Consider the following 12,656-nt stretch of genomic DNA (forward strand, 5'->3'; position numbering starts at 1 on the left):
ACGAAAATAAAAGTATTTAAATTAAAGTGAAAGATGCCAGACAAAATAGTTTGGCATTTTTTATTTATGCTTAAGACCTCTTAATTTCTTAATGGTTTATTTTTTTACGAACTTTGCCCCAAACACAACAACAAATGACAACTCAACAACTAACAGAACAAATCCAACTAAAAAAATCATTCCTAAGCGTCGGCCTCGATGTAGATTTAAACAAGATTCCACAACATCTTTTGGAAACGAAAGACCAAATCTTCGAATTCAACAAAGCCATTATCGATGCCACACACGACTTATGCGTTTCCTATAAACCAAATGTTGCTTTCTATGAAGCTTACGGCATAAAAGGATGGCAGGCACTTCAAAAAACCATCAACTACATCAACGAAAACTATCCGGAAATGTTCACGATTGCCGATGCAAAACGTGGCGATATCGGAAACACTTCTTCCATGTATGCAAAAGCTTTCTTTGAAGATATGGATTTTGATTCGGTTACCGTTGCTCCGTATATGGGAAAAGATTCCGTTGAACCATTCTTAGCTTTCGAAAACAAACACACCATTTTATTGGCTTTAACTTCCAACGAAGGAGCTTTTGATTTCCAAACCCTAAAAATCGATGGAAAAGAAGTATACAAACAAGTATTGGAAACTTCAAAAACTTGGAAAAACAGCGAAAACCTAATGTATGTTGTAGGTGCTACCAAAGCAGAATACCTAACGGATATTAGAAAAATTGTTCCTGACAGCTTTTTATTGATTCCAGGAGTTGGAGCCCAAGGCGGAAGTCTTTCTGATGTTTGCAAATACGGAATGAATGCCAATGTAGGTTTACTTATAGCTTCTTCAAGGTCAATAATTTATGCATCGAACCAAAAGGATTTTGCAGAAAAAGCCAGAGAAGAAGCATTGAAAATGCAACAGGAAATGGCTTCAATTTTAGACAATCAATAATTTTTTATAGCCACGGATTCACAGATTTTAAATGTCATAAAAAATCTGTGAATCTGTGGCAAAATTTTACTTCAAAAAAGCTTTCAAATCTTCATAGCTTTTTATTTTGTTACTCTTCTTTTCTTTTCCCATCACGCTTTCAATTTGTGAAGGAATAGGAAGTTTGACATTTAAAGTTTCTTCTACGATTTCCAAAAACTTTACCGGATGGGCTGTTTCTAGAAAAACACCAATACTTCCAGAGTTTTTCTCCAATTGTCTTTTTAATCCTAAATAGCCAACCGCTCCGTGAGGTTCGGCAACATAACCGCTGATTTTGTAAATATGTTTTAAGGCTTCCGTAGTTTCTTCATCTGAAAAACTGAAAGACGAAAAATCTTTTTCAAACGCCTTTAAATCATTGTTGTACATTTCCTGAATACGAACAAAATTACTCGGATTTCCAACATCCATGGCATTTGAAATGGTGGCTTTTGAAGGTTTTGGTTCGTAAGTTCCATTCTTCAAAAACCTCGGAACGGTATCGTTTACATTCGTTGAAGCAACAAAATGTTCTATTGGCAAGCCTAATTTTTTAGCCAAAATTCCAGCACAAATGTTTCCGAAATTCCCACTCGGACAAGAAACCACAAGCGATTTTCCCGATTGCTTCAATTGCTTATAAGCAAAAAAGAAATAAAACATCTGTGGCAACCATCTTGCAATATTGATGGAATTGGCAGAAGTGAGATTCTTATGATGCAGACTTTCATCTAAAAATGCTTGTTTCACCATATCCTGGCAATCATCAAAAACGCCATCGACCTCTAAAGCTGTAATATTCTGACCCAAAGTGGTCAGTTGCTTTTCCTGAATGTCGCTGACTTTTCCAGATGGATATAAAATGACAACCTCAACTCCTTCTACTCCAAGAAAACCACTTGCAACAGCACCACCTGTATCTCCAGAAGTTGCTACCAAAACCGTATTTTTGCTATCACTTTTATCTTTGTTGAAATATGCCAGACAACGTGCCATAAATCTCGCTCCAACATCCTTGAAGGCCATTGTTGGTCCGTGGAAAAGCTCTAGTGAATAAACATCCTTTTCAACTTCCACTAAAGGAAAATCAAAACACAATGTTTCAGAAATAATTTGTTTTAAGGTGGTTTCAGGAATTTCATCGCCAACAAATTGCTTGATGACTTCAAAAGCAATTGCTTCGTTTGAAAGGCTTTCAATCTTATTATAAAAATCACTTTCAATTGGCGTTATATGTTCTGGAAAATATAAACCTTTATCAGGAGCCAAACCTTGGATGACAGCTTCTTGAAAAGATACTTTAAGGTTTTTGTTATTTAAACTATAATATTTCATTTTTGATTTTAGATTTAGGATTTAGGATTTGTTAATTGGAATTTAAAACTTTTATCCCTTCATCATTGATTTTAGAAACGTGAATTTCATAAGGCAAATTGATTCCGTCATATACTTCACACATTACTTTGGCTACTTTTTCGGCAGTTTCTTTTCCTTTGCTTAAAGCAAAAATTGATGGTCCAGAACCTGAAATACCAACTCCCAAGGCTCCGTTTTCAATGGCTGATTTTTTTACCAAATCGAAGGCAGGAATCAGAATGCTTCTTAATGGCTCTACAATTTCATCGTGCAACGAACGACCAATCAATTCATAATCATTTGTGTATAAACCAGCGATTAGGCCACCCACATTTCCCCATTGTACAATCGCACTTTTAAGCGAAATGTTTTGCTTTAAAATCGAACGAGCATCTGAAGTTCTCAACTCAATTTGTGGATGGATTACGGTTGCAAACATCTCATCTGGACTTTTGATTTTGATGATGTCCAAAGGTTCGTAACTTCTTACCAACGTAAATCCGCCCAACAAGGCAGGTGCGACATTATCTGCATGAGCACTTCCACTTGCCAATTTTTCGCCTTGCATGGCAAATTGTACTAATTCCTTATTTGTAAAAGGCCTTCCCAATAACTCATTGATTCCGAAAACCGCTCCAGCCGAACTTGCCGCACTACTTCCGATGCCACTTCCGGCTTTGATGTTTTTATAGATTTCTATCTCAAACCCAAATCCGGTTTCAATAGTTTCAAGCATCGCCAAAGCGGCAACTCCTGCAACATTCTTTTCGGTTTCAAAAGGCAAATCGGCACCCACAATCTTTGTAATCCTGATGCCTTTTTGGTTACTTTTTCGTATGATCATCTCGTCGCCAACATTATCCAAACACAATCCGAGAATGTCGAATCCACAAGATAAGTTGGCAATTGTTCCAGGTGCGAATAGTTTTATTTCGTTCATTTTTTTATTACCCCTTTGGGGATTAGTGGCTAAACATTTCCAATCCTGATTACATCTGCAAAAATTCCCGAAGCCGTTACAGCCGCACCAGCTCCAGCTCCTTTAATAATCAAAGGTTGATCGACATATCTATCGGTGTAAAACTCTACAATGTTGTCTTTTCCTTCCAAATTATAAAACGGACTTTCTTTCGGAATAAACTGCAAACCAACACTTGCTTTTCCGTTATCAAAAGAAGCAACAAATTTGATTCGGCTGTCTTTTGCTTTTGCTTCGGCTAAAATACCTTCAAAATGAGATGAATGCTTTTTCAATGATGCGAAAAAATCTTCATTGTTGGTGGTTTCCATACATTCTTGTGGCAGGAAACAATTGTTTTCAATTTCATCGATATCCATTTCATAACCACTTTCCCGTATCAGAATTAGAATTTTTCGGGCCACATCAACACCACTCAAATCGATTTTCGGGTCGGGTTCGGTGAAACCTTGAACTCCGGCTTCTTTTACGACATCTTCGAAAGAAGCATTTTCATTGAAATTATTGAAGATAAAGTTAAGACTTCCTGACAAAACTGCATTGATTTTATTGATTTTATCGCCTGATGCAATCAGATGTTTCAAAGTATCAATAATGGGCAAACCTGCACCAACATTAGTTTCAAACAAAAATGGAGCGTTGTATTTTCTGGATAATTGCTTTAAATTCTGATAATTGGAATATACCGATGAACAAGCTATTTTATTACACGTTACAACTGCAATGTTTTGCTCCAAGTATTGATCGTAAGTTTGAGCCACAACTTCGTTTGCAGTAATATCTACAAAAATACTGTTGCGGTAATTCAGTTCTTTTACTTTTGAAATGAAGCTTTCCTTGTTGGCCACTTCTCCATTATCTAAAGCAGATTGCCATTCTTTCAAGGTAATTCCATCTTCATCAAAATGCATTTTTCTGGAATTGGAAAGTGCAATTACGCGAACATTGATCTTCAAATTATCTTTCAAGAATTTCTTTTGCTGATGGATTTGGTCGATGAATTTTTCGCCTACATTTCCAACTCCCATCACAAATAAATTCAGCTGTTTAGTATTGTCTTCAAAGAAACGTTCGTGAAGTGTGTTCAACGCTTTTTTTACATCCCGTTCGTTTACCACAACCGAAATATTTCGTTCGGAAGCACCTTGGGCAATCGCTCGAATGTTGACGTTGTTTTTCCCTAAAGTACTGAACATTTTTCCGCTTAAACCTTGATGGTTCTTCATGTTTTCTCCAACCAAAGCTACGATGCAAAGGTTTTTTTCTGCCGTACAAAGGTCGATTTTCTTTTGGCTGATTTCCAATTCAAAAGCTTTATCGATAGCCGATTGTGCATTTTCGGCATCACTGTTTTGAATTCCGATGCAAATTGAATGTTCAGAAGACGCTTGAGTAATAAAAATAACGTTGATGTTTTCATTTGACAATGCTTCAAACAATCGCTTTGAAAAACCTGAAACCCCAATAATTCCTGAACCTTCAACGGTTAATAGTGCTATTTTATCAATGTGAGAAATTCCTTTTACGGGATTTGTTTGGTAATTGATTTCATTGGAAATATAAGTTCCTTCCGCTTCGGGTTCGAACGTGTTTTTAATTAAGATTGGAATATTCCGATTCAAAACGGGTTGTATTGTTGGCGGATACAACACTTTTGCTCCAAAATGCGACAACTCCATTGCTTCCTGATAGGAAATTTTTTCAATTGGCTGTGCCTGTTTCACGATTTTGGGATTGGCGGTAAACATTCCGTTTACATCCGTCCAAATTTCAAGATGAGAAGCATTCAAACCTGCGGCAATTATGGCTGCCGTATAATCCGACCCTCCCCGACCAAGAGTGGTATTGTTTCCATCGGTTGAAGAAGCTATAAAACCAGGCAAAATGGTTACTTGAGCAGTATTGACATGGAAATAATCGGCAATCAATTGATTCGTAATTTCGAAATTGACGATGGCTTTTCCGAAGTGATTGTTGGTCTTGATCAATTCGCGGCTGTCTTTATAAATACTGTTCGGCAGCTGCTGTTTCAATGCTTCGGCAATGATATAGGACGAACACAATTCTCCAAAACTTAAAATAGTATCCGAAGTCCTGTTGGATAATTCTCCCAAAAGAAAACAGCCGTCGAGCAAAGTTTCCAAATGGTTGATGATCCTTTTTATATGGCTCAATAGAGCACTTTGGTCGCTTACTGGAATGAGTTCTTTTATAGCTTCAAGGTGTTTCTTCTCAATTTCAGCAACAATCAATTTATAATCGTTGTCTTTTGATGCGGCTTTCGCAGAAGCTTCCAAAAGCAAATCAGTAACACCACTAAGAGCCGAAACCACAACCATTAATTGCGAATCTTGGGCTTTGTTTTTTACGATTTCTAGTACGAGTTTGATGTTTTGGGCATTGGCTACGGAAGTTCCTCCGAATTTTAATGTTCTCATTGTTTTTTGTTTTATGGAATTTATGCTGTTTAAATAGTTAGCTGTTCTTTGAAAAAAGAATAATTATAATAGGATTATATGTGAAAATTTTACCCCTAAAGGGTGCTTGTTGTAGAAGTTGTAGTGCCAACGGAAAGCACAACCACAGTTTTGGTTGTTATCGAAGACTGATATTTTACTTTATGGTTTGACATCTTGTTTTTCAAAAGTACATTTTTCTAACAATAATAAAAGCTTACGTGAAATTTTTACGAATATTTTAATTCCATCATACTTTAAAAGCGAATTGGAAAGAATTTAATGTAAATAGGATTCTAAAAATCAATTATTCTTAATAAAAGTGAATTATATTAAAGCTATTCCTTTCGCTACGTTGTGTTTAAGATTAAAAAAAAGCAAACAAAATTTATAGTCAATTTAAAAAACCATATTTAATCATATATTGAAATGTTATCCGAAAACGATATAGCAATAGGTTAATATTATCGAAATATTATCAACAAACCTTGCTTTTTAACAACCGTTTACTGAATTTTGGCGTTTCAATACTTACACCAAATGGATACTACACATTATATCAGTTCAAGCATGCTAACGCTCGAAGAAATTCAGCACATAATGGTTGAACAAAAGCAATTGGCACTATCAGAAGAAGCAAAGGTCAACATACAAAAATGCCGTGATTATCTGGACAACAAGATGCAATTGCACGGTGATCCAATCTACGGAATTAATACGGGTTTTGGCTCGTTATACAACATTAAAATTTCCAATGAAAATCTTTCGCAACTTCAGGAAAACCTTGTAAAGTCGCATTCGTGCGGAACAGGTGATGAAGTTCCTCAAGAAATTGTTAAGTTGATGCTATTGCTCAAAATTCAATCGTTGAGCTATGGCAACTCGGGTGTTCAATTGATTACGGTTGAGCGTTTGATTGATTTTTATAATAATGATATTCTTCCTGTAATTTATACCCAAGGTTCGCTCGGAGCTTCTGGAGATTTAGCTCCATTGGCACATCTTTCCTTACCGCTTTTGGGTGAAGGCGAGGTCTATTTTAATACCAAAAAAGTGTCTTCAAAAGATGTTTTGGAACATTTTGGATGGGAACCAATTGTTTTGCAATCCAAAGAAGGTTTGGCGTTGCTCAACGGAACTCAATTTATGAGTGCTTATGGTGTTTATGTTTTGATAAAAGCCGTAAAATATTCGTATTTGGCTGATTTAATCGGGACTATTTCTCTTGAAGGTTTTGATGGAAGAAAAGAACCTTTCAATGAATTGATTCATTTTATACGACCACATAAAGGCCAAATCGTAACCGCCAATCGGGTTTGTGAATTCCTTGAAGGAAGCCAAATCATCAACCACCACAAACAACATGTTCAGGATCCTTATTCCTTTAGATGCATGCCTCAGGTTCACGGAGCTTCTAAAGATGCAATTGATTATGTGAAGAAGGTTTTCAAGACCGAAGTAAATTCGGTTACTGACAATCCAAATGTATTCATTGAAAGCGACCAGATTATTTCGGGTGGCAATTTCCACGGTCAACCTTTGGCTTTGGCATTGGATTTTATTGCCATTGCTTTATCTGAATTGGGAAGTATTTCTGAAAGAAGAACCTACCAATTGATTTCTGGATTGAGAGGTTTGCCCGCTTTCTTGGTTGACAATCCGGGATTAAACTCTGGTTTTATGATTCCGCAATATACTGCCGCAAGTATCGCAAGCCAGAACAAACAGTTGTCTACTCCTGCAAGTGTTGACAGCATTGTTTCGTCGAACGGACAAGAAGACCATGTGAGTATGGGGGCGAATGCGGCAACCAAAGCCTTGAAAGTGATGGAAAATTTGGAGCGTATCTTGGCAATTGAGCTGATGAATGCTTCTCAAGCAATTGAATTCAGACGTCCGTTACAGTCAAGTGACTTTATTGAGATGTTTTTGAAATCGTATAGAGAGGAAGTTCCGTTTGTATCCGAAGATCGAATCTTGCACTATGATATTCAGAAGACGGTTGCATTTTTGAACAGTTTTCAAATTGAAGATGACTTGTTCAATTAGAAAATGAAATAATTTGATAATTAAATCCCAAGCTTGACGTTTGGGATTTTTTTGTTGATTGCAAGATGCTTTACATCAATTTCAATTATAGCAGAATCAAAAGATTCCATTTTGACGTAAGCCGTTTTAAAATCAAAATTCCTACTTTTGAAAATCAAATAGAAACAAATGAAAATCATTATATCGCCAGCAAAATCGCTTGATTTTGAAACTGAATTGCCAACCGACCGTTTTACAAAAAGTGCTTTCATGAAGGAAAGCAGATTGGTGAACAGCATCATCAAAAAGAAATCGCCAAAAGAATTGTCTGAATTGATGGACATTTCGGATAATTTGGCAGAATTGAATTGGAAACGCAACAAGCAATTCAAAACTCCCTTTAACCCAATAAATGCCCGTCCGGCAATGTATGCTTTTAATGGAGATGTTTATGTTGGTTTGGATGCTTATACGATTCCAACAGAAAAAATTGATATGCTTCAGGAGCGTTTGAGGATTCTTTCGGGCTTGTATGGATTGTTGAAACCGCTTGATTTGGTGCAACCCTATCGATTGGAAATGGGAACTCAGTTGCCAATTGAAGACAGTAAAAATCTATATGACTTTTGGAAAGAAAAACTAACAAAATCATTGAACAAGGAATTGAAAAAAGGCGAACTATTTGTTAATTTGGCGAGCAAGGAATATTCTGGTGCTATTGATTTCAAGGCTTTGAAAGTTCCAGTGATTACACCTGAATTCAAGGACTATAAGGACGGAAAACTGAAAATCATCAGTTTCTTTGCAAAGAAAGCCAGAGGAATGATGGTACGGTACATCATTGATACAGATGCTAAAACTATTGATGATTTGAAAGGATTTGATTATGACGGTTATCGTTTTGATGAAAATCTTTCAAAGGGAAATGAGTTGGTTTTTACGCGATAATTTTTTGAGCAATAACAAAGACTTTCACGACTTCTTTCCAACGGATAATTCAAGCCAGCACCAACCTCAAATACGACCTGATTTCATCCAAGAATGATGACTGGAATGCAGAACCACCAGATGCGTACAGCTCCAACACCGTCTGTTGGGATTGTGTTCAGCATTATCTGTGCGGTTTTGCAGATGGTTGTGGCGTTGGTGGTAATGCTTTTCGTTGGGGTTGGATGGATTTGGAAAAGGGAGTAAATAAAAAAACAACCCGAGGGTTGTTTTTTTATTGACTGTGATAATATTGTTAATAGTTGATTTCTGCGAATGTCTGATGAAATAATTAGTTACCAATCGTCTGATACATTACCATCTAATCCGATAGATTAACATAATCAGAATTTATATAATCTTCATGTATAAACTCTTTATATTTATCGGATTCAAAAAAAGGTTTATTAAAACTAAAATTTCCGATAGGCAAATAGATTAAACCTCTATAATTAATCATTTTTTCATCATTAGAAGATAAATTGCTACAACAAAAATCACCCTTAACTGATGTTACATATATTGTTATTTTTTCTGTATATCCATTAGTCCATTTTTTAACTACACTCTCAACTTTTTTACGGTTATCCTTGACAATATATTTAAGTTTTTCAATATCAGATTTTATTTTATCACCAATATTAAAATCTTCTTTTGCAACTAATGTAAATAGAACTAAATCCTTATTTCCTTTACAGTCATTTAAATCATCCTGAGAAAATTCATCAAAATATAATGGATACTTTTTAAAATCCCTATCCCCTGTTAAAGTATTTACAGGTACTATCCAATAATAATTTCTTATAGGATGTTGGTCTTTATTTCTATCAATTTCATACGTGATGATTACATATTCTGATGTTGATTGCTGGCAAAAAACAAAAGAATTAAAAAACAATAAAAACCACAAAATTACCTTTTGACTATTTCTTTTTTTCATAACTATCTTCTATTATTCTATCTACTTCTTTAGCGTTAATTTGCCCAGGAGGCGAATCCATTAAACCTCCATTACCTCCAGGATAATCATCCTCTTTCTTTACTCCCGTCATTAAAGTATGTGCAACTTCATGGGCTGTAACACCAGGTACACTTGAGTTTACAGTTACTTTTACATTTCCTTTAGTTAAACCTAAAAGTCCACGAGAACTATCAGTTGTTATAACAGCTGCAGGAGCAACACTATTTGGAGCACCTGTATATGCGGTTTCTCCTGATTCTACTCCATTAGCAACACCAATATTAACTACATCTCTTGTACTTCCACCATCTGTATTATTAGTTTCCTGTGCGATTACATTAAATTGGAAGTCAACAGATTCTCCAGCAGAGTTTTTAGCCCCCGAATAAAAGCTTTTTAATTCAGCCTTAACACTATTAACTTTTGCAATATTAGATTCCGCTATTCTTGCGTTTTGCATTTCTATTCTTGCTGCTCTCTCAGGACTTGCTCCTGCATTAATTGGTCTTGGTGCTTGGGTTAATACAACTACATTTTTTTGTATTACATGTGTTCTAATTCCAGCTCCATCAACTTTTGAAGAATGTATCCCTTCAAGTCCTTCCAATTCAAGGTGGCTTATAACTTTATTTTCTGCAAAATTATATGGTGATTGATAAGTATAATCTTCCGCTAACGGGTCAATATTCATAAACCTACCTATCGCATAATCATAATTTCTATACTTAAAGCTGTCCCAGTTCAATGATAGCTCATCTTGACGCTCTTGTCCTTGAAACTTATACTGATAGTTGCTCCTTTGCACCTCCGCCAATATCGCATGGAGAGTCCCATCATCCTTATTGCCTCCCCATTCATAAATCTCCTTGTTGTAGCTGTGCTTCATCCCAAAAGGATAGTAGTGGTTCTCCTCCAAAACCTTCAAGGCATCATCCTTGTAGTCCATACTGTAGCTCAGCCTGATGTTGCCAAGATGGTCCTTGTAGCTATAGACATAATTGAAATCCTTATCCTCGACAACACTAACATACCCCTCGGCCGTCGGGAAAAACTGCAATTTATTGTCCACATACTGGAAGCCTCCAAGGTAGTCCGTATCCTGATGTAGGCTGGGCTCAGCCAACTTATCATTTATCATCTTCTTGAGCTTCACCCCAAGGGCATTGTAAAGATAATCAATTGTCTTTACACCGTTCTTGTCAAATTCAATCTTTGTCGGAAGATTAAGGTGGTTGTAGCTTATCCTATGGATTCCTTTATTCCAGTCCTCGGTCATATTACCATTTGGGTTATATATAAATCAATTATAATCATTCAGAACCTATTTCCATATAACAAAAAACAGCATTTGGTTTTTACACTAAATGCTGTTTTTCAATGGTTTAGTTTCTAAATTTAGTCTATGCCCTAATTTGATACATTACCGACTCGTGCTAGTAGCGGGGCATCTGATATAATACCTAGATTTTTTAAAGCAAGACCTGAATGATTATCCAAATTGAAATTACACACAAATAGATAAAAAGTAAAATTCCAAGTATAGCCGAAAAAAAATATATTAAAGGTTTTTTAAACTTGTTTTTATAATAATATCTAAAGATAGAAAAGGTTAATAGCAATGAAATAAATACTGATGGAACAATTACAAAATAACCTATTACAGCTCTTAATCTTCTATAGTTAATATATTCACCTTGAAAATATAGTTGTATTAAACCAGCAACAACAATTATTATTATAAAGACATAGTTTATAATTGAAATTCTCTTTATTTTTTTCTCCATTGTGATATAAGATTGTTAATATAATTATAACCATTTTGAATAGCTCGCTGGTCAGCTTCTGAATCAGAAATACCACCACTTCTATCGATTGAAAAAATTGTCGATAAAAAATTATTCATATGAGCTCCCATTGAAGCTTCTGTTAAAGTCATAGTATTTCCTCTCATCCAACCGCCCCAAAGAAACTGGGAAAAGTCAGCAAAATTATATATCGATTTCTGACCATCTACCCTAAAAAAAGCACCATTACCAGCCTCATAGCCATCATATTCTGTATTATACATATTATATTTGTGTCTTAATACATTGAATCCAAAATCTGCTGAACTATGTGATTTAAAAGCAATACCAAAGTAACCAGAAAAACCACCTCTAAAATTTACTCCAGCATCTAAAATCATTTGTAGAATATTTTGTGTACTAATTGAAGTGTATAATTTATCACCTTTTTTATATCCTGACCATTGGCTATCAAATTTTGGATCATTAAAAAATAATTGAGTTCCATCTTCATCAAAATATCTATCAGCCCTATCAGTTTTAACAACATTTGTAACTTCTCCTTTTGAATTTACAGTTATATCATCAGGAGGAGTTTCTTGATTACTACCATCAGCATTTAATCCATGACTTGCCATTGCTTGCTCAAAAGAAACCTCATTGTTTCCATCCATGTATTTCCCTGTCCCCCAATTATAAACAGCATCTGCTCCACTAGGGTCAGCCCAAAATACAGGATTATTATCAAAAGCACTATACGGCGAAAAATCAAAGTGTACTACAGGATCTTGTACAATCCATCTACCAATCGCAGGGTCGTATTGACGTGCATCCATTGCATACATATTAAGCCCTAATTCATCTTGGAACTCCTTCCCATTGTACTTATACTGATACTTGTTCCTTTCAACAGCCTCCAAGATAACAAAACCATCACCACCGGGTCCCCTCACATATTCATATTTCTCACCCGCATAGTTGCTGTGCTTCATCCCAAACGGATAGTAGTGGCTCTCCTCCATGATCACCAACGGGGGAGGTCAATTCCGGACGGCTGTAGCTCAGCCTGATGTTCCCAAGGTGGTCCGTATAGTTGTACACATACTTGAACTTTCCATCTGTAACGCTAAC

At 35.8% G+C, this 12,656-nt stretch carries 10 protein-coding genes; 4 read left to right on the forward strand and 6 right to left on the reverse strand.

Going from position 1 to position 12,656, the window contains the following annotated elements:
- Positions 1-134: 134 nt before the first annotated feature.
- On the forward strand, positions 135-953 hold the full coding sequence (gene pyrF / locus J2X31_RS14210) for an orotidine-5'-phosphate decarboxylase (protein ID WP_310027528.1): 819 nt from the start codon (positions 135-137) through the stop codon (positions 951-953).
- A 66-nt stretch (positions 954-1,019) separates the two neighbouring features.
- On the opposite strand, the gene thrC is transcribed toward pyrF, so the two are convergent.
- From thrC to thrA, 3 genes are read right to left on the reverse strand one after another with little or no spacing between them, the layout of a single operon-like run.
- Positions 1,020-2,309 carry a threonine synthase gene (gene thrC, locus J2X31_RS14215; protein WP_310027530.1) on the reverse strand — a complete coding sequence of 430 codons (1,290 nt, stop codon included), beginning with the start codon at positions 2,307-2,309 and terminating at the stop codon, positions 1,020-1,022.
- A 31-nt stretch (positions 2,310-2,340) separates the two neighbouring features.
- Positions 2,341-3,270: a homoserine kinase gene (locus tag J2X31_RS14220; RefSeq protein WP_310027532.1), complete on the reverse strand. Its 930-nt coding sequence runs from the start codon at positions 3,268-3,270 to the stop codon at positions 2,341-2,343.
- A gap of 29 nt (positions 3,271-3,299) precedes the next feature.
- Positions 3,300-5,747: a bifunctional aspartate kinase/homoserine dehydrogenase I gene (thrA, locus tag J2X31_RS14225; protein ID WP_310027533.1), complete on the reverse strand. Its 2,448-nt coding sequence runs from the start codon at positions 5,745-5,747 to the stop codon at positions 3,300-3,302.
- A 558-nt stretch (positions 5,748-6,305) separates the two neighbouring features.
- Here thrA and hutH point away from each other — a divergent pair.
- The 3 genes from hutH (at position 6,306) to J2X31_RS14240 (ending at position 8,987) form a co-directional block, all read left to right on the forward strand.
- Positions 6,306-7,814: a histidine ammonia-lyase gene (gene hutH, locus J2X31_RS14230; protein WP_310027535.1), complete on the forward strand. Its 1,509-nt coding sequence runs from the start codon at positions 6,306-6,308 to the stop codon at positions 7,812-7,814.
- A 168-nt stretch (positions 7,815-7,982) separates the two neighbouring features.
- Positions 7,983-8,741 carry a peroxide stress protein YaaA gene (gene yaaA / locus J2X31_RS14235; RefSeq protein WP_310027537.1) on the forward strand — a complete coding sequence of 253 codons (759 nt, stop codon included), beginning with the start codon at positions 7,983-7,985 and terminating at the stop codon, positions 8,739-8,741.
- Positions 8,742-8,834: 93 nt separating this feature from the next.
- Positions 8,835-8,987, forward strand: a complete 153-nt coding sequence (locus J2X31_RS14240; protein ID WP_310027538.1) for a hypothetical protein — start codon at positions 8,835-8,837, stop codon at positions 8,985-8,987.
- Positions 8,988-9,102: 115 nt separating this feature from the next.
- On the opposite strand, the gene J2X31_RS14245 is transcribed toward J2X31_RS14240, so the two are convergent.
- From J2X31_RS14245 to J2X31_RS14255, 3 genes are all read right to left on the reverse strand, one after another.
- On the reverse strand, positions 9,103-9,720 hold the full coding sequence (locus J2X31_RS14245) for a hypothetical protein (RefSeq protein WP_310027540.1): 618 nt from the start codon (positions 9,718-9,720) through the stop codon (positions 9,103-9,105).
- The gene (locus tag J2X31_RS14250) at positions 9,704-11,017 is read right to left on the reverse strand and encodes an RHS repeat domain-containing protein (protein WP_310027542.1); all 1,314 of its coding nucleotides are present in this window, start codon (positions 11,015-11,017) and stop codon (positions 9,704-9,706) included. Before J2X31_RS14250 ends, J2X31_RS14245 begins: the two co-directional genes overlap by 17 nt.
- A 492-nt stretch (positions 11,018-11,509) precedes the next feature.
- Positions 11,510-12,517 carry an RHS repeat-associated core domain-containing protein gene (locus J2X31_RS14255; protein WP_310027543.1) on the reverse strand — a complete coding sequence of 336 codons (1,008 nt, stop codon included), beginning with the start codon at positions 12,515-12,517 and terminating at the stop codon, positions 11,510-11,512.
- Positions 12,518-12,656 lie beyond the last annotated feature (139 nt).

The sequence above is a fragment of the Flavobacterium arsenatis genome, assembly GCF_031456785.1.
Lineage (GTDB): Bacteria > Bacteroidota > Bacteroidia > Flavobacteriales > Flavobacteriaceae > Flavobacterium > Flavobacterium arsenatis.